13 protein-coding genes are annotated in these 26,474 nt (G+C 72.9%); 8 read left to right on the top strand and 5 right to left on the bottom strand.

Translation table 11 applies throughout. The annotated features are described in order from the left end of the window. The coding region (locus ACFV9T_RS35775; RefSeq protein ID WP_385446693.1) for an amino acid adenylation domain-containing protein at positions 1-3,513 on the top strand (3,513 nt) is incomplete at its 5' end. On the opposite strand, the gene ACFV9T_RS35770 is transcribed toward ACFV9T_RS35775, so the two are convergent. Then, a complete protein-coding gene (locus ACFV9T_RS35770) occupies positions 3,453-5,003 on the bottom strand; it encodes a sensor histidine kinase (protein ID WP_385446692.1) in 1,551 nt (516 codons plus the stop codon). The two genes, ACFV9T_RS35775 and ACFV9T_RS35770, sit on opposite strands and share 61 nt — an antisense overlap. A 300-nt stretch (positions 5,004-5,303) precedes the next feature. On the opposite strand from ACFV9T_RS35770, the gene ACFV9T_RS35765 reads away from it, so the two are divergent. Continuing rightward, complete coding sequence (locus ACFV9T_RS35765) at positions 5,304-6,257, top strand: kinase (protein WP_385446691.1); 954 nt, start codon at positions 5,304-5,306, stop codon at positions 6,255-6,257. A gap of 65 nt (positions 6,258-6,322) precedes the next feature. Here ACFV9T_RS35765 and ACFV9T_RS35760 read toward each other — a convergent pair whose 3' ends face one another. Then, complete coding sequence (locus ACFV9T_RS35760; RefSeq protein WP_385446690.1) at positions 6,323-7,303, bottom strand: TauD/TfdA family dioxygenase; 981 nt, start codon at positions 7,301-7,303, stop codon at positions 6,323-6,325. 165 nt (positions 7,304-7,468) lie between these two features. Between ACFV9T_RS35760 and ACFV9T_RS35755 the strand changes: the two genes are divergently transcribed. Then, on the top strand, positions 7,469-8,311 hold the full coding sequence (locus tag ACFV9T_RS35755; RefSeq protein ID WP_385446689.1) for an alpha/beta fold hydrolase: 843 nt from the start codon (positions 7,469-7,471) through the stop codon (positions 8,309-8,311). A gap of 47 nt (positions 8,312-8,358) precedes the next feature. Here ACFV9T_RS35755 and panD read toward each other — a convergent pair whose 3' ends face one another. The 3 genes from panD to ACFV9T_RS35740 all read right to left on the bottom strand — a co-directional run bounded on the left by panD (position 8,359) and on the right by ACFV9T_RS35740 (position 10,237). Then, the gene (gene panD / locus ACFV9T_RS35750) at positions 8,359-8,775 is read right to left on the bottom strand and encodes an aspartate 1-decarboxylase (protein WP_385446688.1); all 417 of its coding nucleotides are present in this window, start codon (positions 8,773-8,775) and stop codon (positions 8,359-8,361) included. Between the two features lie 95 nt (positions 8,776-8,870). Next, entirely contained in the window at positions 8,871-9,143 is a 273-nt protein-coding gene (locus ACFV9T_RS35745; RefSeq protein ID WP_385446687.1) for a hypothetical protein, read from the bottom strand. 155 nt (positions 9,144-9,298) lie between these two features. Then, positions 9,299-10,237, bottom strand: a complete 939-nt coding sequence (locus tag ACFV9T_RS35740) for a GlxA family transcriptional regulator (protein WP_385446686.1) — start codon at positions 10,235-10,237, stop codon at positions 9,299-9,301. Between the two features lie 200 nt (positions 10,238-10,437). Between ACFV9T_RS35740 and ACFV9T_RS35735 the strand changes: the two genes are divergently transcribed. The 5 genes from ACFV9T_RS35735 to ACFV9T_RS35715 all read left to right on the top strand — a co-directional run bounded on the left by ACFV9T_RS35735 (position 10,438) and on the right by ACFV9T_RS35715 (position 26,474). After that, on the top strand, positions 10,438-11,121 hold the full coding sequence (locus ACFV9T_RS35735; protein WP_385446685.1) for a DJ-1/PfpI family protein: 684 nt from the start codon (positions 10,438-10,440) through the stop codon (positions 11,119-11,121). A 25-nt stretch (positions 11,122-11,146) separates the two neighbouring features. Next, on the top strand, positions 11,147-11,608 hold the full coding sequence (locus tag ACFV9T_RS35730) for a hypothetical protein (RefSeq protein ID WP_385446684.1): 462 nt from the start codon (positions 11,147-11,149) through the stop codon (positions 11,606-11,608). A 115-nt stretch (positions 11,609-11,723) separates the two neighbouring features. Continuing rightward, a complete protein-coding gene (locus ACFV9T_RS35725) occupies positions 11,724-12,206 on the top strand; it encodes a hypothetical protein (RefSeq protein WP_385446683.1) in 483 nt (160 codons plus the stop codon). A gap of 511 nt (positions 12,207-12,717) precedes the next feature. Continuing rightward, the gene (locus ACFV9T_RS35720; protein ID WP_385446682.1) at positions 12,718-24,489 is read left to right on the top strand and encodes an amino acid adenylation domain-containing protein; all 11,772 of its coding nucleotides are present in this window, start codon (positions 12,718-12,720) and stop codon (positions 24,487-24,489) included. After that, complete coding sequence (locus ACFV9T_RS35715) at positions 24,486-26,474, top strand: class I adenylate-forming enzyme family protein (protein ID WP_385446681.1); 1,989 nt, start codon at positions 24,486-24,488, stop codon at positions 26,472-26,474. The genes ACFV9T_RS35720 and ACFV9T_RS35715 overlap by 4 nt, the downstream gene beginning before the upstream one ends.

The following is a 26,474-nucleotide window of genomic DNA, read 5'->3' as shown; positions in this document are numbered from 1 at the left end:
CTCGGTTCCGAGGACGATCCCGACAGCCTGATCTCCCGGCAGATCGACTACTGGACGACCCAGCTGGCCGGTATCCCCGCCGAGATCACCCTCCCCGCCGACCGGCCCCGTCCCGCGGTGTCCTCTCATCGTGGTGAGCGGGTCGAGTTCGCCGTGCCGTCGGCCGTCCATCAGCAGGTCGCATCGCTGGCGCGGCAGAGTGGTGCGACGGTGTTCATGGTGCTGCAGTCGGCGCTGGCGCTGCTGCTGTCGCGTTCCGGCGCTGGTGAGGACGTGCCGGTCGGCACTCCCATCGCCGGGCGCAGCGACGATGCCGTGGACGATCTCGTCGGCCTGTTCATCAACACCCTCGTCCTGCGCACCGATCTGTCGGGCAATCCCAGCTTCCGGGAACTGCTCGGCCGGGTCCGGGAAACCGCCTTGGGCGCGTACGCCCACCAGGACCTGCCCTTCGAACGCCTCGTCGACCTCATCAACCCCGAACGCTCCCTCTCCCGCCACCCCCTCTTCCAAGTCATGCTCACCCTCAACAACACGGCAGGCCTGGGCGGTTCCGCAGCGCACACAGCCGGAAGCGACCTGGTCATCGGGGCGCAGAAGACCGGGACGGCCACCGCCAAGTTCGATCTGCTGCTGTCGGTGGCGGAACTCCACACCGAGCAGGGCGAATTGGACGGGATGAGCGCGGCTCTGGAGTACGACGCGGACCGCTTCGACACGGCGACCGTACGTCGGCTGGGGCAGCGGCTGGTCGGCGTGCTGGAGCAGGTCACCCGCGATCCGAAGCTCACCGTCGGGGCGGTGGGCCTCACGCTGCCGGATGAGTCGGCCACGATCGCCGCATGGAACAACACCTCCACCACCCGGGAGACACCGGAAGCGGGGCTGCTCGAGGTGTTCGCCGAGCAGGCACTCGGGCGCGGGGACTTCCCCGCTGTGGTGGACGAGGACACGGCGCTCAGCTACACGGAACTCGACGGCAGATCGAACCGGCTGGCGAGAATCCTGCTGCGACACGGGGTCCGCCCGGACACCATCGTCGCGCTGGCACTGCCACGTGGCGTGGACTTCGTCGTCGGTCTCCTGGCCACCCTCAAGGCGGGCGCGGCCTATCTGCCGATCGACCCCCAACTCCCCTCCGAGCGCGTCGAGTTCATTATCGAAGACGTTCGTCCCACAGCCGTGCTGACCAGCCCCGAGCTGGCCGGCCGGTTCCCCGGGACCGTCCTGGTGCCCGACGAGACGGCGCTCGCGGGCTGCTCCGCGGCTCCCGTGACCCAGGAGGACCGGGGAGGGCCGCTGCTGCCGGATCACCCGGTCTATGTGCTGCACACCTCGGGCTCGACGGGTGAGCCGAAGGCGGTGGAGATGACCACGGGCGCCCTCCGCGACCTGCTGGACTGGCACCACCGGGCGATCCCGGCGGAGGCCACCGTCACCGCCCAGTTCACCGCGACCGGCTTCGATGTCTCCGCCCAGGAAATCCTCTCCGCTCTGCTGTCCGGCAAGACGCTCGCGATCTGCCCGGAGGACATACGCCGCGACCCGGCCCGGCTGGTCTCCTGGCTCCGGGACACCGGTGTGGGGGAGCTGTACGCGCCGACACTCGTCCTGGACGCGGTGTGCGCGGCCGCACTCGAAGCCGGTGAGGACCTGCCCGCCCTGCGGCACGTGGCCCAGGCCGGTGAGGCGCTGGTGACCCGGGGAGCCGTACGCCGCTTCTTCACCCAGGCCGCCGCCCGCCCCGTCCTGCACAACCACTACGGGCCCACCGAAACGCACGTGGTGACGGCCGTGTCCCTGCCCGCCGACCCGGCGGAGTGGGCGGACGCGCCTCCCATCGGTGTCCCCCTGCCCCACGTCCGGGCCCATGTGCTGGACACATGGCTCCAGCCGGTGCCCCCGGGCATGCCCGGGGAGCTGTACATCTCGGGTGCCGCACTGGCGCGTGGCTACCGGGGCCGTCCCGGTATGACCGCCGAACGGTTCGTGGCCTGCCCCTTCGGAACGAAGGGAGAGCGGATGTACCGGACGGGCGACCTCGTACGCCGTACCGCCGACGGGCAACTGCACCACCTCGGCAGACTGGACGATCAGGTCAAGCTACGCGGCTTCCGCATCGAGCCCGGCGAGATCGCCGCCGCGCTGCGCGAGGACCCCGCGGTGGCCTCGGCGGCCGTCCTCGTCCACGACGGTGCCTCCCTCGTCGCGTTCGTGACACCTGCCGGGGACCACCCGCCCCGGGCGGCCGAGCTGCGCGGCCGCCTGACCCGGACCGTGCCCGATTACATGGTCCCGGCGGAGTACGTCGTGGTGGACGAGTTCCCCACGACCCGCAACGGGAAGCTCGACCGGCGCGCCCTGCTGGCCATGGAAGTGGAGAAGCCCGCCTCCCGCGCCGCCGCGACCGAGGCGGAGAAGCGGATCTGCGCCGTCTTCGCCGAGGTACTGGGCGTCGAGGAGGTAGGGCCTGACGACGACTTCTTCCGTCTGGGCGGCCACTCGTTCCTCGCCGCCAAGGCCGTCGCCGTCCTGCGCGAGCAGCTGGGGGCGGACCTCGGCGTGCGCGACCTGTTCGAGGCCCCGACCCCGGCCGGGCTCGCCCTGGAGGCCGAGCGCGGCGGACTCCGGGACTCCTTCGCCCCGATGCTGCCGCTGCGCACGGGGGGCGAGGACCGGCCCCTGTTCTGTGTGCACCCCGGTGGCGGCATGTCCTGGTGCTACGCCGGTCTGCTCACCCACCTGGATCCCGGCATGCCCGTCTACGGCCTGCAGGCCAGGGCGTTCAGCAGGCCCGGTGCGATGCCGGGGAGCGTCGAGGAGATGGCCGAGGACTACCTCCGCCAGATACGGGACATCCAGCCGGAAGGCCCGTACCGGCTGCTCGGCTGGTCCTTCGGCGGCGTCCTGTGCCATGCGCTGGCCGTGGAACTCCAGGCCCGCGGGCAGGAGGTGGAGCTGCTCGCGCTCGTGGACTCCTATCCGCACCCCGCCGACGAGACATCCGAGGAAGGGGCCCTGGACCGGGCGCTGCGCGAGCTGGAGGACCGGCTGCTGGTCGACAACTTCACCGCGTCCCGGTTCTCCTTCGACACCGCTGAACTGGCCTCCGGCCGCGACGCGCTGATCGCCCGCTACCTGCTGTTCCTGAAGGAGAACCAGCATCCGCTCGCCGCGGTGGGCGAGAGCACCCTGCTGGCCATGAAGGACGTCTGGATCAACAACAGCCGACTGCTGACGGCACACCGCCCGGGCCGCTTCCGCGGCGATGTGGTGCTGTTCACCGCCACCGAGGTACCGGACGGGGTGCGCGGCCGGGGCGGCGCCGGATCGTGGACACCCCATGTCAGCGGCGCCGTCGACGAGCACCCCGTCCACGCAGAACACGAACAGCTGCTCACCGTGCCCGCGCATATCGCCACCATCGGAGGGGCGCTGGCGCAGAAGCTGAGTCAGGTACGCCCCTCCACGCCCGGCAGCACCTCTTTGGAGACCAGGCGGTCGCCGGAGTAGCAGAGCCGGTACATGTCGACCTGGTCCAGGAGGTTGCCGTTGGACCGGTAGAAATCACACCTGGTGCCCCGGGGTGAGGGGGCCGCCAGAGCGCTGTCGGGCGGGTAGGGGTAGCTCTGCAGAGGGAGGAGATGGGCGAACTCGGAGCGCTGCTGCCCGACGTGGACGGTCGAGTAGGCCGCCGGGTGCAGGACGCACGTCGCCAGCTGGTAGGCGAGGTACGCGGCGGCGGGCAGCACGGTGAGGCCGACCGCGGCGGGGGCGACGAACGCCGCCGCGAAGCGCAGCCGGGCCTTGCGCCGTGCGTCCCCCATGCGGCGCGTCGACTCCGTTTCCGTGGACGGCGGCGTCTGCCGGGCGGGTTCCGGCGGCGACGCGGTCACGCGCTCGGGCAGCTCGGCCGTCACCCGGAAGCCACCCTCGAACCGCCCCGCCCGCAGTACGCCGCCCAGAGCGGTCACCCGCTCCCGCAGCCCGGCCAGACCGCGATTCCCGGACACCACGCCCGGCAGCGGCCCCGCGGGCGGCGCCGAGTTGACCACGCTGATCCCGACCCGGCCGTCCTCATGGGCGATGCGCACCCTGACCGCGCTGCCGGGTGCGTGTTTCGTGGCGTTGGTCAGGGATTCTTGCACCACCCGGTACACGGCGTGGCCGACCAGCGGCGACAACGCGGGGCTCCCGCCCACCCGCTCCAGATCGACCGCGATTCCGGACGCGGTGGCCCGGCTGAGGAGATCCTCCACCGACTCGACCGAGCGCTCCTCGGGACCCCTCTCCGTCCCGTCGCGCAGCACCGTCACGGTCTCGCGCAGATGGTCGACGGCGTCGGACACGGCCTTGCGCAGCTCGGCCACATCGTCACGGTCCTGGTCGCTGAGGGTGGGCGAAAGCTCCAGGGCACCCGCGCGCAGGGCGATGAGGCTCAGCACGTGGCCGAGGGAATCGTGCATGTCGGCCGCTATCCGCGTCCGTTCGCGCAGCCTGGCCTGCTCCGCGACGAACCGCTGCTGCTCCTCGAGGCTCTGCGCCAGCCGCCAGCCGCCCCGTACCAGCGCCTGGCGGGCCCGCTGGTACCGGCCGACGAGCCAGGGGACCAGGAGCGCCAGCGGCAGCACGGTGACCGCGTAGAACCACCACACCAGCGCGACACCGAGCACCGCGCACAGAGCGAGATCGGTGGCGAGAGACGCGGCGAGCACCAGCAGCGGTGCGAACCTGGCCGGTGCGCGGACCCCCATCAGATAGGTCATCACGGCCAGTGCCAGCACGTAGGCGTTGGCTGGGGTGGACTCGTCGGCGAACCCGATGGCACACAGCCCGTTGACGAGGAACACCGCGACCTCGGGCCACCGGCGGCTCCCCGGAACGGCCACGGCCAGTACCAGGACGGGCAGCACCAGCTCCAGCGCCATCGAGGGGTCCGTCGCGTTCGCGAAACCCACGGCCCCGGCGCCGGAGAGCACCAGCCACAGGGCCACATCACGCACGGTGGTCCTCAACGCGGGTAAGCGCGTGGGCGCTTGGTTCCCCGTACCTGCTTCTTCGATCCCGATCTGTTGCGTCACCCAGGTGAGCCTAGCGAACCCCGGCGACCTCCCCGCCTCGTCGTCCGAACCGCAGAATTCCGCCAGTGACCAGGCACTTTGCGACAGGAATACAGCTCGTTGACACCCCTTGCGGTCCGTTGGCACCGTTGCCCGACGACAGTGTGCCCGCCGCATCGCCGACATCAGATCCGTGCGCGCGGATTGCTGGGAACGTTCCTATTCACGCGACAGGGGATCAGAGTGGCAGTCTCCGGGAATGCTCTCGAACACGAGTCCACCGTGCTGCCGGTGGTGCCGGACACCGGTTCGCCGCACGGGGGCATGACCGGCATCAGTACCGCGTTCGGCACCTTCGGTGAGCTGCTGCAAGGTGTCCTGCCGGGCCCGGAGGGCGACTTCCTGGTGACGCTGCCCATCGCGCGCTGGACCGTGGCGACCTTCCGGGTCGACTCCGGGTCGACCACGGTACGGGTGGTGCCGGAACACAAGCGCAAAGCGGCCCGGCTGCTGTCGATGATCATCGAGGAGGCGCCCGTACCCATGGGGGGCGTGCTCACCCTGGACAGCGCGCTCCCGGAGGGCAAGGGCCTCGCCAGTTCCTCCGCCGACCTGGTGGCCACCGCGCGGGCAGCGGGCAACGCGCTCGGCATGCCCATGCCTCCCCGGCGCATCGAGTCGTACCTCCGCCGGATCGAACCCACCGACGGCGTCCTGTACGACGGCATCGTCGCCTATCACCATCGCCAGGTGCGGCTGCGCCGGATGCTCGGCTCGCTCAGCCCGATGACCGTCGTCGGCATCGACGAGGGGGGCACGGTCGACACGGTCGCGTTCAACCGGATCCCCAAACCGTTCTCCGCCGCGGAACGACGCGCGTACGAGCGGCTTCTCGCCCACCTCACCACCGCCGTACGGCGCGACGACCTCCGGGAGGTGGGAGCCGTCGCCACCCGTAGCGCGCTGATGAACCAGGCACTCCGCCCCAAGCGGACGCTGGAGGAGATGATCGCGGCGTGTACGGACATCGGCGGTCTCGGCGTCGTCGCGGCGCACAGCGGAACGTCGCTCGGCATCCTGATCGACAACGCCGACCCCGAGCGTGCGGCAAAGCTCACCCGGGCCGTCCGGGTGTGCTCCGAACTGGCGGGCAACGTGACCGCCTACCGCACCCTCAGCTTCGGCCAGGCCCGGTGAACATGCCGTCGCGGCGCGGGGGACGGACGCTGGGGGACCCACGCCCCGCCGCGCGCGGGCCGGTCTCAGGCCCGGGGCCTCGGCAGCGGATCCCCCAGCGCCACGACGATCTCGCGCTCACCGGTGTAGGGCGCCCGGCTGTGCGCGGTGCCGAAGTTGTCCACCAGCAGCAGGTCGCCGTCGCGCAGAGGGACCTGCACCGCGTGCTTGTCGTACGTCTCGTTGATGACGTCGACGGTGGCGGGATCCAGCGGCGTGCCGTCGCCGCGAAGCGTCGTGAACGGCAGGCCTTCGACGCCGAATTCGCCGACCAGGAACTCCCGGACCGTCGGGTCCATCGTCCACTCGTTCAGGAAGGCGATCTGGTTGAACCAGCACCGCCGGCCGGTCACGGGGTGCTCGACGACGGCCGGCAGCGTCTGGCGGGTCCGCAGCCCGCCGCCCGGGGTCCGCTGGAAGTCGATGCCGTGGGTGCGGCAGTACTCGTCCACCGCGTCGGGGTCCGCGGTGCCGAAGGCGTCGGCCGAGGAGATGCCGACCAGCTGGTCGTAGGTGCGTACGAGCTGCCAGCCCTCCCGCTCGAAGGGCTCCACGACCCCGGTCGGCAGGGAGCCGAGGACCTTCCCCGCGTCGGCCACCGACAGCGCCCCACCGGAGGAGCCCGCCGTCAGACACGAGAAGATCATCCATTGCGGGGAGCGCGGGGCGCTGGTCAGTTCGTGGTGCATGCACATGGGCTGGTCCGGTGGCCACTCCGAGGACGTGTACACCCCGCCGGGCAGTGCCGTGCGCGGAGCGAACCCCTCCACCTCGGCCATCAGCTCCGAGGCCAGGGCGCGGCTCGCCGCCGCGGCTTCGGCGTGGCTGCTGACGCCCAGTCCCCGGACCAGGACCGTGCCGCGTTCCAGGGCGGCCGACCGGAGCGCTTCGGCGTTCTCGGCGAGCCAGCCCGGACCGCCGTCGGCGGCCGTTTCGATGACGAGGATGTCGTCCTCCGCGCAGCCCGCCATTTCCCGCGCGAAGCGATGGGTATCGCGAGACATCATGCGTTCGTCCTTCCGTTTTTCTCTGCTGAGGGGTCGAACGCCGCCATCACACAACATTGACCGTGGACAGTGGAAGCCTTTTACTCAGGCCCGATTGTCGCTGTACGGAGACATGCCGGGGAGTAACGCCTCCGGTCCTGCCCGTGTGTTACTCGAGGAGTTCCCATGCCGGTAATCGACCGCGACGGATTCAGACTGAACTTCCAGGACGCCGGAAGCGGTGTTCCCGTCGTTCTCATCATGGGGTCCGGTGGCAGCGGGCGTTCGTGGCACCTGTATCAGGTGCCCGCGCTGGTGGCGGCGGGATACCGGGTCATCACCTTCGACAACCGCGGAGTTTCGCCGGATGACAACAGCCGGGCGGATTTCACCGTCGACGACATGGCGGCGGACGTGGCCGCACTCATCGAGCATCTGGGACTTGGGCCCTGCGCCGTCGTCGGCACCTCGCTGGGCGCGCGGATCGCCGCGGAGCTGGCGCTCGCCCGCCCCGAGCTGGTGAACAGGCTCGTCATGCTGGCCGCACGTGGCCGCGGCGACGCGCTGAGCACGGAGCTGAGCCTCGCCGAACGGGAGTTGGACGATCTCGGAATCGCGCTGCCCGCGCGCTACCGTGCGGTGATCCACGCGCTCCAGCAGCTCTCGCGGCGTACCCTCACCGACGATCTGCGCACCAAGGACTGGCTGGAGCTGTTCGAGCTGTCGACCTCCACCGACGCGACGGCACGGGTCCAGCGCGGCCTGTACCCCATGCCGGACCGGCTCCCCGCCTACCGGGCGATTCAGGCGCCCAGTCACGTCATCGCCTTCGCCGACGACGTCCTGACCCCGCCCCTCGCGGGCAGGGAACTCGCCACCGCCATACCGGGCGCGACGTTCCAGCTCATCGAGGGGGCGGGGCATATCGGGTACCTCGAAGTACCGGAGATCGTGAACCGCGCGCTGCTGGAGGCCCTGGGCTCCGGGGGTACGGTCCCCCGCGAACCGGAGGCGCACCACGCGGTATGACGGCATGGCCGGCGGCCGAAGAACCCCCGGCCGCCGCCCCGCACCCGCTAGGCGCTGATCGCGTCCCCGCGCCGCAGCTCGGACCCGGCCGGTACATCGGCCGGGTCCGAGCCGAGGCTGACCACCTTGTTCTCGCCGTCCACGAAGACGACGCGCGGCTCCAGCTTGGCCGCCTCTTCATCGGCGACCATCGCGTAGGCAATGATGATGACCAGGTCGCCGGGGCTGATCAGTCTGGCCGCGGCGCCGTTGATTCCGATGATTCCTGAATTCCGCGGGCCCTCGATGACATAGGTGGAAAGACGCGCGCCGTTGTCTATGTCGACGATGTCCACCCGCTCCCCGGGGAGCAGATCGGCCGACTCCATCAGATCGGCGCTGATGGTGAGCGATCCGACGTAGTGCAGATCCGCCTGGGTCACCGTGGCCCGGTGGATCTTGGATTTCATCATCGTTCTCTGCATGATTCCCATTTCATGGTCGGTCCCGGTGCGAAAACAGATCAGAAACGCCTGGCGAAAGCAGCGTACAGCCGATGACGAAGAACCCCGGTCCGGATTCATTTCCTCCTTGAAGAGGAAGGAAGCCGACCGGTCGGCCATTCGAGCCGGGTGTCCCCGGCGACCAGCTCGGCGTTGATGGCTCCTGCGGCACGGGCGCCCGCGGCGGCGGCGCCGACGACCTGCTCCATGACGCTCAGGCCGAGCCCGGCCAGGAAGCCCGCGCGGGCGGTGAACCGGGGCGCGACGGCCAGGGCCTGGCAGGCCACGAGGATGCCGCTCGCCAGCCGTACGCCGGTCAGTCGCCCGCCCTCCTGTTCCAGGGCGGCCACTCGCCGTCGACCACTGCGATGCCACGGGCGGTGCCGCCATCGGCGAGGCGTACGGTGAACCCGGTCGCGTCCCGTTCGACGGCGGTGGCGTGTCCCGGCCTGAACTGGCCGCCGTAGGAACGTACTTCGTCGAGAAAGCTTGCCGTAGTGGCAAATCAGCTGAAGGTGCGGCGGTAGGTGTGCGGGCTGACTCCGGTGGTGCGTTTGAAGCGGTCGCGGAAGGCGGTGGGGGAGCCGAAGCCGACCTGGGCGCCGATGCGTTCGACGGAGTGCGGCGTGGTCTCCAGGAGGTGCTGGGCCTGGCGGATGCGGGCGCGGTGCAGCCACTGGAGCGGGGTGGTGCCGGTCTGCTCGCGGAAGCGGCGTATCAGGGTGCGGGTGCTGGTTCCGGCGTGGGCGGCGATGTCGGCGAGGGTGAGGTCGCGGCCCAAGTTGTCCTGCAGCCAGGTGAGCAGGGGTTCGAGGACGGAGCCCTGCGGGGTGGGCGCGTAGTCGTGCACGATGAACTGCGCCTGCCCGCCCTCGCGTTCGAGCGGCATGACGGACAGCCGGGCCGCGTGGGCGGCGACGGCCGAGCCGTAGTCGCGGCGGATCAGGTGGAGGCACAGGTCCAGGCCCGCGGCGGCGCCCGCGGAGGTGAGGAACTGGCCGTTGTCGACGTACAGCACGTCCGGGTCCACCTCGATGTCCGGGTAGGCGGCGGCGAGCGTACCGGCCGCGATCCAGTGGGTGGTGGCCCGCAGCCCGTCGAGGAGGCCGGTGGCGGCCAGGATGAAGGTGCCCGCGCAGATGGAGGCGATGCGGGTGCCGTCCGCGGCCGCCGCCCGCAGGGCGTCGCGGACCTCGGGCGCGAGCGGTGCCGTGGGGTTCGCGGTGCCGGGCACGATGATGGTGTCCGCGCCCTGGAGCCCGTCGAGGCCCCAGGGTGCGCGCAGCGCGAAGGTCCCGGTGTCGATTTCCTGGCGCTCGGCGCACACCCGGAGCTGGTAGCCGGGGCGCCCGTCCGGCAGCCGGGTGCGGGCGAAGACCTCGATCGGCGTGGCCAGGTCGAACGGGATCACCTGGTCCAGCGCGAGAACGGCGATGGTGTGCATGGCCGGAAGATACCCCTTCGACGAGCGGCGCGGGGTGCGGAGTTCTCGACGTCGTCGCACGTCGGAGCGGCCACGCCGCAGGTGGCACTATCCCGTTGAAAGGTGGCACTCATGCCACTGGGAGGCGGGGCGGCAGCCGATTACCTTCGGTGGCGTTCCCGGCACTGGCCGGGCTTCCCGCCTCGGAAAGAGAGCCCTTCATGCATGTCCAGGTTGTCCTGCTCGACGGCTTCGACCCGCTCGATGTCATCGCCCCCTACGAGGTGCTGTACGCCGGTCGCGCCGCCTCGGCGGGGGCGGTGAGTGTGGAACTGGTCTCCGCCGAAGGGCCCCGCGAGGTGGCCAGCGGCATCGGGAGCCTGACCCTGCGGGCCACCGCCGCCCTGGATCCCGCGCGGGCCGGTGTGATCCTGGTGCCCGGCGTCGCCGGTCGCCTGGGCGAGCCCGGCGAGGCGCCCGGGCAGGGGGTGAGGGAGGGGCAGCCGGATGAGTTCATCTCCGTACTGCTGGGCCGCGCCATGGCCACCGAACTGCCCGCGCTGCTGAAGGCGGCGATGGAGAACCCGGAGGTGACGGTCGGCACGGTGTGCGGCGGGTCGATGCTCCTGGCCATGGCGGGCCTGTTGGCAGGACGCCACGCCACCACCCACCACGGGGGCCTGGACGCGCTCGGCGCCGGTGGCGCCCACGCGGTGAGCGCCCGCGTCGTCGACGACGGCGACCTCGTCACCGGGGCCGGTGTCACCTCCGGCCTCGACCTGGGGCTGTATCTGCTGGAGCGCGAGATGGGCCCCCGGATCGCGCACGCCGTGGAAGAGCTGATCGCCCATGAGCGCCGCGGCACCGTATGGCGCGACCAGGGCCCGGCGCCCGTCGGCTTCTGACCACCGGCTCCCGGGATCTCTGACCATGACGAAACTCTTCCTCATCCTGCATGTCCTGGCCGCCGTGGTGGCCATCGGTCCCGTGACCGTCGCCGCGAGCATGTTCCCGCCGACGCTGCGCCGCGCCCATGGCGACCCGGACGACCGTGAGGCGATCAGCACCCTGCGGGTGCTGCACCGCATCTGCCGCGTCTACGCCGCCGTCGGCCTCGCCGTGCCCCTCTCCGGGTTCGCCACCGCCAGCAGCCTCGGTGTCCTCGGCAGCGCTTGGCTGATCGTCTCGATCGTCCTGACGGCCGCGGCCGCCGCCGTCCTGGCCCTGCTGATCCTGCCCGCGCAGGAGGGGGTTCTCACGGCGGCCGGGACTCCCGGCGCCGCGACCGGTGCGCCGGGCCGCCTCGCCATGCTCACCGGCATCTTCAACCTGCTATGGGCGACGGTCACCATCCTGATGATCATCCGCCCCGGCTCCACCACGGGAGCGTGACGCGCGGGGCGCGCGGCCCTGCGGGGGTGCGCCGGGGTGCGTTCGGCGTGCCACAGGTCCTCGCCGGAATCTTCATGCGTTGTTTGCATCGGCCGGATCGGGCAATTCGCACAGCATGGCTAACGCACGAGCGAACAACGAATCGACCGACCGCGCGACCAAGGCCACGAAGGCGACAGCCGCGAAGGCCAAGGATGCCTCCGAGAAGGCGGCGGAGAAGACGGCGGCGAAGGCGGAGTCCGCGGGCCAGTCGACCGCCGATGCCGCCAAGTCCGCGGGGAACGGCGCGGGACGCGCCGCGACCAGCGCGGGCCACGCCGTCGGACACGCCGTGACCTCGATGGGCGCCACGGCGGGCAAGGCGGCCGGGACGGCCGGTACCGCCGTGACGAGCACGCTGAAGGGCGTGACCTCGGCGGCGGGGCAGGTGACCTCCGCCGCCACGACCGCCTGGACCGTCCTGAAGAACCGCAAGCTCATCGCTGCCGGTGCCGCGGCCGGTGTCACCGCCCTCAGCGCGGCCTCCTACGCCGTGGGCCGCCACGCGGAGCGCAGCGGCCACGGTCCCGTCACGCGGATGACGGGCGGCCGTATCTGACCGGCCCGACCGCGCAACCGCTCGACAGTTCAACAGATCGACCCACCGCCCGCCGAAGACCGCCCCGTTGCGGCCTTCGGCGGGCGGTTTCGTGCGTGCGCGTCACGTATCGCGTTTGCGGGTGGGACGGTTGCTCACCAAGGGGCAGCGCGAGCAGGTGTTCAGGGATCGGCGTATGGGCAGACAGGGTAGGGAGTGACGGCCGAGGGCCCGGGCGTGCTGGATCACGGCAGGGCCGAATCGGCCGTATCCGTGGCCGAGTTGCTGCTCCAGGGTTGTGAGCTGCTGCGATCTACCGTGTGCGGTCACGTTTAGGCGATCCGAGTGATGATCGTCTCCATTGCCATACCTTTGCGATGGCTTTACTCGCCTGTTAGTCTTCCGGCGACCGGACAAGATCGGAACACCGCCCAACCGGCCCCGTGCCCGAACAGCCCGACGACTGATGCAAATCGCCCTGTGAAGCCACTTCTACGTTGAGGTCGTCACACGGCGACCGGGCGGGAACCTCATGGCCCTGGACGACACCGGCACCGAACTCCCCCTTTCCGAGGCGCAGTCAGGCGTATGGCTGGCCGAGCGGTCCCGGCCCGACCTGTCCTCGCCCTACCTCTGGGGCGAGTACACCGACATCACCGGCCCGCTCGACACCGGTGTCCTCGTGGCGGCCGTCCAGCAGGCCGTGCGCGAGACCGAAGCCCTCCATGTCCGCTTCACCGAGGCGCCGGACGGACGGCCGGTCCAGCGCGTGACGCGCCCGCGCTCCGTCCCCTTCCCCGTACGCGACCTGCGCCACGAGCCCGATCCGTACGGAAGCGCCCTCGACTGGATGCGCAAGGAGCTGTCCCGGCCCGTCGACCTGGCCGAGGGCGAGCTGTTCGACGGCGCCGTCCTGCGGATCGGCGACGACCGGCATCTGCTGTTCACGCGGGTGCATCACATCGCCCTCGACGGCTTCGGCATGACGCTCTTCTCGCGCCGCGTCGCGGACCTCTACGGCAGCCTGCTCGACGGCGACCCGATACCCGGAGGCGACTGGACCCCGCTGCGGGCCGTCCTCGACGAGGACCGGGCCTACCGCGCCTCACCGGAGTGGGAGGCCGACCGGCGATGGTGGCTCGGCCATATGGAAGGGCATCCGGAGTTCCTGAGCCTGGCCGCCCGCCCGGCCCCGGTGCCCGCCGCCTCGCTGCGGCTGACCAGCACCCTGTCCACGGCGGAGTTCGCCCAACTGCGTTCGGCCGCCCAGGACATGGGGCAGCGCTGGTCGCGGCTGGTCATCGCGGCGACCGCCGTCTTCGCCCACGCGATGACCGGCAGCCGGGACGTCGTCCTCAGCCTGCCGGTCACCGGGCGGGTCAGCGAGCAGAGTCGCCAGGTGCCCGGCATGTCGGCCAATGTGCTGCCGCTGCGGCTGTACGTCGACCCCGCCGCCCCCTTCACCGACCTGGCCGCCCGGGCTGACGAGGCGATCGCCCTCGTCCAGCGGCACCAGCGCTACCGGGGCGAACAGCTGCGCCGCGACCTCGGATACCCGCAGGACGGGCGGCGCTTCTTCGGGCCCGTGCTCAACATCCAGCGCTTCGCCTACGGTCTGCGCTTCGGCCCCGCCACCGCCACCGTGCACAACGTCCAGGCGCCGCCCTCGGAGGACCTGTCCCTGGTGGCGTACGACCGTGGCGACGGCCCGCTCACCATCGACGCCGACGCCAACCCGGCCAACCACACGCCGGAGTTGCTGCGCGACGCCAGCGACCGCTTCCTGCGGGTGCTGCGCCAGGCCGCCACCCGCCCCGGCCCGACCCCCGTGGCGCGGTACGCCGTCACCTCGGCCGCCGAGCGCGACCGCGTCCGTACGGCGGGCAGCGGGCAGCCGCAGCGGCACACCGACCCGGAGCGCACCGCGCTCACCTGGTTCGAGGACCATGTCACCGCCACGCCCGAGGCGTTCGCCGTGCGCGCGGCCGCCACCGGCGAACGGCTCACCTACCGGCAGCTGGACGACCGCGCCACCGCCCTCGCCGCCCGGCTGACCTCGGCGGGCGTCACCGCCGAGACACCCGTGGCCCTGCTCGTGGAGCGCTCGCCCGACCTCGTCGTCGCCGTGCTGGGCGTGGTCAAGGCGGGAGCCGCGTATCTGCCGCTGCACCGCGCGGACGGCACGAGCCGCCTGACCGCGATCGCCGCCGGAGCCGGGGCGCGGTTCCTGATCACCGACGCCACCACCCGGGACGACGACATCGCCGCGTCGTTCCGCGACCGGGGACACCACACCCTCGTCCTCGGCGACCAGCCGTCCGCCCCGCCGCCCTCCCCTCCGGTGACCGTGCGCCCGGATCACCTCGCCTGCGTGATGTACACCTCGGGCTCGACCGGCACCCCGAAGGGCGTCGCGATCACCCACGGCAATCTCGTACGGCTCGCCGCCGACCGCTGGTGGGACGAACGCGGCGCGGAGCGGGTGCTGCTGCACTCCCCGCACGCCTTCGACGCGCTCACCCTGGAACTGTGGGTGCCGCTGCTCACCGGCGGCGAGATCGTCATCGCCCCGCCGGGCCGCACCGACCTCAGCGTCCTGCGCGAAACCATCGCCACCCACCGGGTCACCGGACTGTGGCTGACGGCGGGCCTGTTCGCGGCGATCGCCGAGGAGGACCCCGACTGCCTCGCCGGGGTCCGCCAGGTGTGGACCGGCGGCGACGTGGTCGCGCCCGAGGCCGTACGGCGCGTCCGCTCCGTACCCCGCGCGCCCGCCGTCGTCAACGGCTACGGACCCACCGAGACCACCGTCTTCGCCACCCGCTACCCGGTGCACGACCTGCCCACGGACACCGCCTCGATCCCCATCGGCAGCGCGCTCGACGGCACCCATGCGCACCTCCTCGACGACGCGCTGCGCCCCGTCCCGCCCGGTGTCACCGGGGAGGTCTATCTCTCCGGCACCGGGCTCGCGCGGGGCTACCTCGGCGCGCCGCGCCGCACGGCGGAGCGGTTCGTGGCCTGCCCGTTCGGCCCGCCCGGCGCCCGCATGTACCGCACCGGAGACCTGGCGCGCTGGAACCCGGACGGGACCCTGGACTTCGCGGGCCGCGCCGACAGCCAGGTCAAACTGCGCGGCTTCCGGGTCGAACCCGGCGAGGTCGACGCCGCCCTGTGCCGCCACCCCGCCGTGACGCAGGCCGCCACCGTGCTCCGCGAGGACCGGCCGGGTGAGCGCAGGCTCGTGTCGTACGTCGTCACCGCGCCGCTGGAGGAGGGGGAGAGTGGTGCGGACGAGCTGGAGCGCCACGCCGCCGAGCACCTTCCGGCGTTCATGGTGCCCTCGGCGATCGTCCCCGTCGAACGGCTCCCCCTCACCCGCAACGGCAAGCTCGACCGCGCCGCCCTGCCCGCGCCACTCAACTCCCGGCCGGACGCGACGGAGGGCGACACCGCCACGGACCGGCCGCCCCGCACGCCCGCCGAGGAGACGCTCACCGCGCTCTTCCGCGACGTCCTGGGCGAGCAGCACATTCCGCCGGACACCGGCTTCTTCACCCTGGGCGGCGACAGCATCCTGGCGATCCACCTGGTCAGCCGGGCCCGGCGGGCAGGGCTCCCGCTCACCTCGCAGGACATCTTCCGCCACCCCACGGTCACGGCGCTGGCCGCGACCGTGGCCGACCGCTCCCCGCTGCCCACGGGCCCGGACGCCGCCGCCCCGGGCGACACGGACACCGGCGTCGACACCGACACCGATCCGGCGGTGGAGCCGACACCCGTGATGCACTGGCTGCGCGAACGCGGCGGGCCCGTCACCGGGTTCGCGCAGTCCATGGCGCTGCGTACCCCCGCCGCACTGGACCTGCCGAGGCTGCGCACCCTCCTCGACGGGCTGCTCGACCGCCACGACATGCTGCGCCTCCGCCTCTCCGCGCGGGACTCCTCCTGGGAGCTGCGGACCGAACCCGGCGGCCGGATCGCACTGGTACGCCACGACGCGTCCGGCCTGGACCCGCAGGCGCTGGAGGCCGCCGTACGGGAACACGCCGCGCGGGCCGGGGAGCGGCTGGACCCCGCCGAGGGGCGCGTCGTCCACGCGGAGTGGTTCGACGCCGGAGCCGACCGCCCCGGCACCCTCGTCCTCACCGTGCACCACCTCGCCGTCGACGGGGTGTCGTGGCGGATCCTGCTCGACGACCTGCGCGACGGCTGGCGCGCGCTGGCCGAGGGCCGGACCCCGGCACCGCCGCCGGTCGGCACGGGGTTCGGGCGGTGGAGCAGGGCGCTGGCGACACACGCCCGGGATGCCTCGGTGCTGGCCGAACTCCCGTACTGGACCCAGGTCGCCAACGCGGTCGGCCACCTCCAGGCGGAGTCGCGGCCGGAGCGGCCGGACCCGGCGCGGGACACCGAGGCCACCCGCCGTCACCACACCCGCACCCTCCCGGCCGCGCTGACCTCGGCCCTGGCGGAGCGGGCCACCGCCGCGTTCGGCGCCTCGCTCAACGACCTGCTGCTGACCGCGTTCGTCCGGGCCGTCGCGGACTGGCGGGGCGCGGGGGAGACGGGGCAGCAGCCGGGGGACACGGCCGTCGGGCTGGACCTGGAGGGACACGGCCGGGAGGAGTTCGCCGCCGGACTCGAACTGTCGCGTACGGTCGGCTGGTTCACCGTCATCCACCCGGTGCTGCTCGACGCGGGGGACGGGGAAACGCCCTGGGACGTGGCCGTGGCACGGGTCCGCGCCGCACTGCGCGACGTACCGGCCCATGGCCTCGGCTACGGCCTGCTGCGCCACCTCAACCCGGACACCGCCACCCGGCTGGCCGCACCGGCACCGCCCCGGATCGCCTTCAACTACCTCGGCCGCTTCGAGGCGGACGGCGAACGGGACTGGAGCCCGGACGGGAGCGTCCTCGCGTCCGGCGCGTCGCCGGAGCTGCCGTTGGCGCACGCCGTCGAACTCGACTCCGTCATCGTCGACCACCCCGAAGGCCCCCGGCTCACCGCCATGTGGTCCTGGGCCGGTCGCCTGCTGGACGACGCGCACATGGCGGACCTTGCCGGGCGCTGGTTCGAGCACCTCACGGCCCTGGCCGACGGTGCGGACGAGCGACCGGTGGCGCCCGCAGCGGACCGCGAGGGTTCCGTGGCAGACCGCGAGGGCGAGGCGTTGCCGCTGGCGCCGCTCGCCCAAGGGCTGCTGTTCCACTCCCAGTACGACCATGGCGAAGACGGCGGCGCCGACCCGTATCTCGTGCAGTTCGTCTTCGAGCTGACCGGCGAACTCGACGCCACCGCGCTGCGCGAGGCACTGCGCGCCCTGCTGCGCAGGCACCCGAACCTGGCCGCCGGATTCCGGCCGGACGACCTCGGCAGGCCCGTGCAGATGGTGCCGGACCACATCGACGTGCCGTGGCGGGAGGAGCGGGTGGCCTCCCGCGCGGAGGAGGACGCCTTCCTCGACCGGGACCGGCGGGTGCGGTTCGACCTCGCCCGGCCGCCCGCGCTGCGCGCCACTCTGCTGCGCGCCGCCGGTGGGCGGCACGTCTTTGTGCTGACGGCCCATCACATCCTCCTGGACGGCTGGTCCTGGCCGATCGCGGTCCGGGAGCTGTTCACCCTCTACGCGGGCGAAACGCCCCCGGCCGCCACGCCCTACCGCGCCTATCTGGACTGGCTCGCCACCCGCGACGCCGAGGCCGACGAGGCCGCGTGGCGCGGAGTCCTGACCGGGCTGGACGGCCCCACCCTGGTCGGTGGCGAGCGCGGCCGGGACAGCGCCGCACAGCACGGCCAGGCCGACGCCGAGCTGGACGCCGGAGTGACGGACGCGCTGCGGCAAGCGGCCCGTACCCACGGGCTGACCGTCAACACGCTCGTACGGCTCGGCTGGGCCATGCTGCTGGGCGCCCACACCGGCCGTGACGACGTCGTCTTCGGCGCCACGGTCTCCGGCCGCCCGCCCGAGCTGCCCGGCGTGGAGAACATCGTCGGCCTGCTCATCAACACCATCCCGGTCCGGGTCCGCCTCGACCCCTCCCGCACCGTCGAGGAGACGCTGCGCGCGCTGCGCGACCAGCAACTCGCCGTCGTCGAGCACCAGTACGCCGACCTCACCCGGCTGCAACGCCTGGCCGGACATGGCGAACTCTTCGACACTCTCGTCGTGTTCGAGAACTATCCCCTCGACGCCGATGTGCTGCGGGACGTCGCGCCCGGCATCGAGATCACCGGGCTGCGGGTGATGGACGGCACCCACTACCCGCTGTCGCTCATCGTCCTCCCCGGCGACGGAACGCGGCTGGGCCTGCGGCTCGACCACCACACCGGGGTCCTCGACGCGGACGCCGCCCGGCGCCTGCTCGACCGGCTCGGCGCACTGCTCGGCCGTATCGCCGCCACACCCGGCGCCCGGCTCGCCGACATCGGCCTGCTGCTGCCCGACGAGCGGACACCTCGGCCGCTGGCCGACGCCGAGCGGACACCGGACCGGGTCACCCTGCCCGCGCTGTTCGAGGCGCAGGCCGCGATGCGACCCGACGCCCCCGCGCTGACCGATGGCGAACGCACCCTCCGATATGGAGAGTTGAACGAACGGGCCAACCGCCTCGCGCGGGCGCTCGTGGCGCGCGGCGCGGGCCCCGGCCGTCTTGTCGCCCTCGCCCTGCCACGCGGCGCCGACCTGGTGACCGCCATCCTCGCCGTGCTCAAGTCCGGCGCGGGCTATGTGCCGCTGGACCCGGCCACCCCGCCCGAGCGCGTGCGCCATGTGCTCGGCGAGGCGAACCCGCCGCTGGCCGTGGCCACGTCCGACACCGCCGCCATGCTGCCGCCCGACCGGGACCGCATCCTGCTGGACGACCCCGGGACGGTCGCCGCCCTGGCCACCGGCCCGGCCGGTGACCTCGGCCGATGTACCGACCCGCACACCACCGCCTACGTCATCCACACCTCCGGCTCGACCGGCACCCCCAAGGGCGTCGTGGTCACGCACGACAATGTCGTACGGCTGCTGGACACCACCGATGAGCGGTTCGGCTTCGGCCCGGACGATGTGCACGCCCTGTTCCACTCGTACGCCTTCGACGTGTCCGTATGGGAGCTGTGGGCCGCGCTCGGCCGTGGCGGGCGGCTCGTCGTCGTACCGCACACCGTCAGCCGCTCGCCGCGCGAGATGTGGCGGCTGCTGGTGCGCGAGCGGGTCACCGCGCTGTGCCAGACGCCGTCCGCGTTCTACCAACTCGCCCAGGCGGAAGCCGACATGGCGCGGGCGGCCGACGGACCGCCCCGGCACGCGCTGCGCGTCGTGGTCTTCGCCGGGGAGGCGCTGGACCCGCGCCGGATCCGCCACTGGTATCCCGAGGGCCCCGGCATCCACGGCCGCCCCCGGCTGGTGAACATGTACGGCATCACCGAGACCACCGTGCACTCCACCTACGCCGAACTCACCGACCCGGCCGACACCCGCAGCGCCATCGGCGAACCGCTCGACGACCTGCGGCTGCACCTGCTCGACCACGCGCTACGGCCCGTCCCGCCCGGGTGTCCCGGCGAGATCTACCTCTCCGGCCCCGGTGTGACCCGTGGCTACCTGGGACGGTCGGCCCTGACCGCGACCCGTTTCGTGGCCGACCCCTTCGGCCCGCCCGGCGCCCGGATGTACCGCTCGGGAGACCTGGCGCGCCGGTGGCAGGACGGCACGCTGGAGTACCTGGGCCGCACCGACCAGCAGGTGAAGGTGCGCGGCTTCCGGATCGAACCGGGCGAGATCGAGGCCGTCCTGGAGCGCCACCCCGATGTCGTCCAGGCCGCCGTCATCGCCCAGGCCACCGAGACCGACGGCAACGCGGACGGCAGCGTACGGCTCGTGGCGTACACCGTCCCCGCCACCGCCGACACCCGCCTCGACCCCGCCGCGCTGCGCCAGCACACCGCCGACCACCTGCCCGGATACATGGTGCCCGGCTTCGTGGTGCCGATCGCCCGGCTGCCGCTGACCCGCAACGGCAAGCTCGACCGGCGCGCCCTGCCCGCACCCACCGAAGGGCTGCGGACCGGCGCCGGACGGGCGCCCGCCACCGAGCTGGAACGGTTCCTGTGCCGCGCCTTCGCCGAAACACTCGGCGTACCCGAAGTCGGCGTGGAGGACGGCTTCTTCGACCTCGGCGGCCACTCGCTGCTCGCCACCCAGCTCATCAACAAGATCCGGGCGGGCCTCGGCATCGACCTCGCCATCCGCACGCTGTTCGACGCGCCCACCGTGGCCGCGCTCGCCCCGCGCGTCACCGCGCAGCGCGAGCCCCGCCGGGCGCGGGCCGGACGTCCGGCGCAGCGCCCGCCACTGCGCCCCGGACTGCGGCCCGCCCGGGTCCCGCTGTCGTTCGCCCAGCGCCGCCTGTGGTTCCTCCACCACTTCGAGGAGGCCGGGCCGACGTACCACATGCCCTTCGCCTTCACGCTCCGCGGCCCGCTGGACACCGAGGCGCTGCGCGCCGCGCTCATGGACGTCCTGACGCGCCACGAGATCCTGCGCACCGTGGTGGAGGTCCACGACGGCGAGCCCTGGCAGCGCCCCACCACCCCCGCCGAACCGCCCTTCGAGACGGTGGTACTGGACGAGGCGGACGGGTACGGCGCCGACGAAGCGCGCCTCGTCGACCGGCTCGCCGCCGACGCCGCCCGCCCCTTCGACCTGGCCACGGAAGTGCCGCTGCGGGCGACGCTGTACGTGCTGGGCCCCGACCGCCACGTCCTGATGCTGCTGCCGCACCACATCGCGGCCGACGGCTGGTCGCTGACCCCGCTCACCCGCGATCTGTCGGCCGCCTACCGGGCCAGGGCCTCCGGTGCCGCCCCCGGCTGGGAGCCGCTGCCCGCGCAGTACGCGGACTACGCCCTCTGGCAGCGGGAGCTGTCCACCGACGCCGACGCCGCGTACTGGACGCGCGCCCTGAGCGGCATCCCGCAGGTGCTTCCTCTGCCCGCCGACCACCCGCGCCCGCCGACCACCTCGCACCGTGGCGGCACCGTCGAGCTGGCCCTGGACGCCGAACTCCACCGGGGGATCACCGCCCTCGCCCGCGAACACGAGGCAAGCGTGTTCATGGTGCTGCACGCCGCGCTCGGCGCCCTGCTGTCCGGGCTCGGCGCGGGCGAGGACATTCCGATCGGCACGGCGGTCGGCGGCCGCCATGATGCGGCACTGCACGACACCATCGGCTGCTTCGTCAACACACTCGCCCTGCGCACCGACCTGTCGGGAACGCCCTCCTTCGCCGAGCTGCTGCGCCGGGTGCGCACGTTCGATCTGGACGCCTTCGACCACCAGGAGCTGCCGTTCGAGCAGCTGGTGAAGCTGCTCAATCCGCCGCGCTCCACCGCGCACCACCCCGTCTTCCAGGTGATGCTGGCCTTCCAGGACACCGGGAACGCCGACATCGACCTGCCGGGAATCACCGCGCGGCAGGTGGCCGTGCACGGCGACCGGGCCCGGCTGGACCTGCTGTGGAGCCTGCGGCAGGAGTACGACGCGACCGGCGCGCCCGGGGGCATCACCGGGGTGCTGGAGTACAACGCCGACCTGTTCACCCGGGGGACGGCGGACGCGCTCAACGACCGGCTGGCCCGGCTGCTCCGCGCCGCCGTGGCCGACCCCGGCCGGGCCGTCGCGGACCTTCCCCTGCTCACGGAGGACGAGGAGCGGCGGACCGTCACCACCTGGAACGACACCGCACACGAGGTAGCCGGGCCGGGCGTGGTCGAGCTGTTCACGGCCCAGGCCCGCCGCACCCCGCACGCGCCCGCCCTGATCGGGGCCACCGAGACGCTGGACTTCCGGCAGCTCGCCGAACGCGTGGCCGACCTGGCCCGGACGCTACGGGACCGTGGCGCGGGCCCCGGCCGACTGGTCGCCGTAGGCCTGCCGCGTGACACCGGCCTGATCACGGGATGCCTGGCCGTGATGTCCACCGGCGCCGCCTATCTGCCGTACGACCCCGAGCTGCCGCCGGACCGGATCGCCGCCCTGCTCGCCGACGCCCGCCCCGCCCTGATCCTGCGCGCCCCGGACACCGGTGGCGCCCCGGACAGCGGTGGCGATCCGGACACCGGTGGCGATCCGTGGACACTCGCCACCTCACCCGACCCGGCCCTGCTCCCCGACGACGCCGCGTACGCGATCCACACCTCCGGCTCCACCGGCCACCCGAAGGCCGTCGTCGTGCCGCAGCGGGCGCTGGCCAACCTGCTGGCCACCATGCGCCACCGCCTCGGTGTCCACGAAGGCGACCGCGTCCTGGCCGCCGCCCCCGCCAACTTCGACATGTCGGTGCCCGAGTTGTTCCTCGGCCCCGTCACCGGCGCCGCCACCGTGGTCGCCGACTCCGCGACGCTCCGCGATCCGGACGCGCTGCTCGCCCTGCTGGCCAGGCACCGCGTCACGGTCATGCAGGCCACCCCCTCGCGGTGGCAGACCCTGGCCGAGCGGCGGCCGGAGGTGCTGCGCGGCATGCGCGCGGTGATCGGCGGCGAGGCCGTTCCCGGCCCGCTCGCGGAAACCCTCACCGACCTCGGCTGCCGCCTGTTCGCCTATTACGGCCCCACCGAGACCACCGTCTGGTCGGCCTGCCACCCCGTCACCGGCCCCCAGGAGCCCGGCGTACCCCTGGGGCGGCCGGTCGCCAACACGCGTGCGTACGTGCTGGGTCCCCGGATGCGGCCCGTGCCGCCCGGCGCCATCGGCGATCTGTACCTGGCGGGCACGGGCGTCGCCCACGGCTATCTGCACCGCCCGTCGCTCACCGCGCAGCGCTTCGTCCCCGACCCGTTCGGCCCGCCCGGCACCCTCATGTACCGCACCGGCGACCTGGCCTCGTGGCGGGCCGATGGCACGCTGCGCTTCCACGGCCGTGACGACGACCAGATCAAGCTGCGCGGCCATCGCGTCGAACTCGGCGAGATCGAGGCGGCGTTGGCCGCACACCCCGAGGTCGGGGCCGCCACGGTGGCGGTGTGGGACATGGGCCCGGAGGACCGGCGGCTGGTCGGCTACGTCGTCCCGCAGCCCGACGACGCCGACCTCGACCTCGACTCCGTGCGCGCACACCTGGCCGCGCGGCTGCCCGGCTATATGCTCCCGGCCCGCCTCCATACGCTCGACCACCTCCCGCTGACCCGCAACGGCAAGGTGGACCGGCGCGCACTGCCCGAGCCGGACTGGGGGAGCGACACCGGCAGCCGGGCGCCGGGCACGCTCCGGGAGGAGACGCTGTGCCGGTTGTTCGCCGAGGTGCTCGGCGTGGACCGGGTCGGCGCCACGGACAGCTTCTTCGCCCTGGGCGGCCACTCGCTGAGCGCCACCCGGCTCGCCACCCGCATCCGCGACATCCTCGGCCTGCGGCCCTCCATCCGCGACCTGTTCGAGGCGGCCACCCCGGCCACGCTCGCCGCGCGCCTCGACGACGGCACCCCCACCACCCGGGGCCACCTCATCGCGTACCGCGCCACCGGCGAGGCGGCGCCGGTGTTCTGTGTGCACCCCCTGAGCGGTATCGGCTGGCTGTACGCCGGGCTGCTGCACCACATCGACGGCGCCCATCCGCTCTACGCCCTGCGGGGTGAGGACCCCGGTGGCATCGGCGAACTGCCGTCCAGCATCGAGGAGATGGCCGAGCGGTACGTGGACGAGCTGCGCTCGGTACGCCCGCACGGCCCGTATCACCTGGTCGGCTGGTCGTTCGGCGGAGTCGTCGCCCACGCCATGGCCGTACGGCTGCGGGAGCTGGGCGTCGCACCGGGGCTGGTGTGCGTCGTGGACGCCCTGCCACCCACCGGAGACGGCGACGACGGCGGCGAGGCGCCCGGCGCACCCATCGACGAGGAGCGCATCCACCGCATCCTGGTCACCGCCGCGGGCCACGACGAGCGGCGATTCCCGCCCGGCGGGCTGGACTTCGCCACCGTCACCGCCCTGCTCCGCACCGAGGGCAGCGCGCTCGCCACCCTCACCGAGGAGGACATCGGCCGCATCGTCGCGGTGGCGAAGAACAACGCCCGGCTCCTGCGCGCCTACCGGCCTCCCGCCCTGGACGGCGACGCCGTCCACGTGGCCGCGGCCGGAAACCGCCCGGCGCTGGAGAAGGCGTGGCGCCCGCTGGTCACCGGCGCGCTCACGCTGCACGAAGTCGACAGCGACCACGAGCGGATCATGCAGCACCAGCACATCGGCGGCTTCGGCCACCTCCTCGCCGAAGAGCTGCGCCGCCACGACCGCACCGCCCGAGGGACGGAGAACGCATGACATCCGTGGCGCACGGAGCCCCGCTGGACACGACGGAACTGGCGCGCCGCTTCCGAGCGGAGCTGCTCGGGCTGGACGCGCTTCCGGCGGGCGCCCGCGTCGTCATCCGGCTGCCGCACGGCGAACCGCTGGCCGGGGCCCTGCTCACCTGCTTCGACCGGCGGCTGGTCGCCGTACCGCAACATCCGCGCACCTCCGACGCGGACCTGGCCGCCACCGTGCGGCGCGTGGAGGCCTCGGCCGTCATCGACACCTGCGCCGACCGAGCGCACCCGATCGGGCTGCGGATGCTTCCCGGGGCGCCCGCCGAGCCCGATCCGGGGGCGGCGGAGCTGGCGTTCATCATGTTCACCTCCGGCTCCACCGGCACTCCCAAGGGCGTGATGCTCAGCCGCCGCGCCGTCCTCGGCAACGCCGCCAAGACGGCGCGGCTGCACCGCTTCGCCCCCGACCGTCCGCACGGCACCTGCCTGCCGCTATACCACTGCAACGCGCTCGTGATGTCGCTCATCGGCGCCCACATCACCCACACCCCGCTGGTCCTGCACACCGCCTTTGACCCCGAACGCTATCTGCGCGACCTGGCGGCGGGCGGCGCCCGCACCGCCTCGATCGTCCCCGCCCTGCTCACGGAGCTGGTGGAGGCCGGTCCCGGCTGGCCGGACGGCCTGGACTACCTGATCACCGCGGCCGCCCCGCTCACCGGCGACCTCGCCCGCCGTTTCCACCAGCGCTACGGGCCCAGGCTCCGCCAGGGGTACGGGCTCACCGAAGCGGTCAACTTCAGCTTCACCATGCCCGAGCTGGGCGGCCAGGACTTCACGGCGCAGTACCTGGACCGCTTCCCGCCGGTCGGACTGCCGCTGCCCGACACGGACGTGCGGCTCGAATCCGGCGAAGTGTGGATCAGAACACCGGACATGATGGACGGCTACTGGCGCGACCCGGCCGCCACCGCCCAGGCCCTCACCCCCGACGGCTGGCTGCGCACCGGCGACCTCGGCGAGCTGCGCGACGGACTGCTCGTCCTGCGGGGCCGCACCAAGGAGCGCATCGACCGCGGTGGCGAGAAGCACTATCCGCTGGACGTGGAGCGGATGTGGCACGAGGCGGGCCTGCCCGGCCGGTTCGCCGCCGTCCCCGTCGCCGAGGCCGCTCTCGGCCATGAGGTCGGCCTCGTCGCCGACGGCCCTCCCGCCGACACCCTCGACGCGGTGCGCGCCGTGTGCGAGCGGTCCGCCGTACGCCCCGCAGCCGTGCGGTGGGGCGGCTTCCTCGCCACCGCCACCGGCAAACCGCAGCGCACCGCGATGGGCCGCACCCTGGCCGTACGGCGGATCTCCGCCGTCCGCTACGAACGGCTGCTGCGCTACGCCGCCGTCACGGCCCGTACCCTGCTCGGCACCGGCACCGGCACCGACACCGGCCCCGAATCCGCACCGGAGCTGCGCCGGGCGCTGCGCGCGATCGCGCCGTACGCCGCCGACGAGCCGGTCCCCACCGGCGAGGAGCCCGTCTTCGCCGCCTTCGACTTCCTGCGCGAACACGTGCGCGCGCACGGGGCCGGGACACCCCTGCCGGAAGCGGAGAAGGTCCGGTGGCGCGCTTATCTGCGGTCCCAGTGGCCTCTTTCGGAACACGCCGAACTCGCCGCCGAGATCCGCGCCGCCGAGATCCGCGCCACCGAGGGCGATACGACCGATAATCCCGATCCACCCCAGTTCGGGGTGTGGTGGGAGTCCGGTGGCGGCGGCCTGCGGCTGCTGGCACACGCCCCGACGGCCTCAACCACCGACGGCATGCCATGGGCGCTCGACTACCTGTGGCGCTGTCTCGCGGACGACCACGGGGCCGCCCGTGCCGACCGCTGGACCTGGGTGCGGCAGCCGCGCACCGGCCACCCGGCCGCGGTGGGCTTCTCCGTGCTGCGATCCGGCCGCCATGACCTGGGCGGCGTCGTATGGGATTCACAACCGAGGGAGTGA

The organism is Streptomyces sp. NPDC059850 (genome assembly GCF_042731515.1).
Lineage (GTDB): Bacteria > Actinomycetota > Actinomycetes > Streptomycetales > Streptomycetaceae > Streptomyces.
The sequence above is the reverse complement of the archived record's forward strand: the minus strand, read 5'-3'. Positions and strand labels throughout refer to the sequence as shown.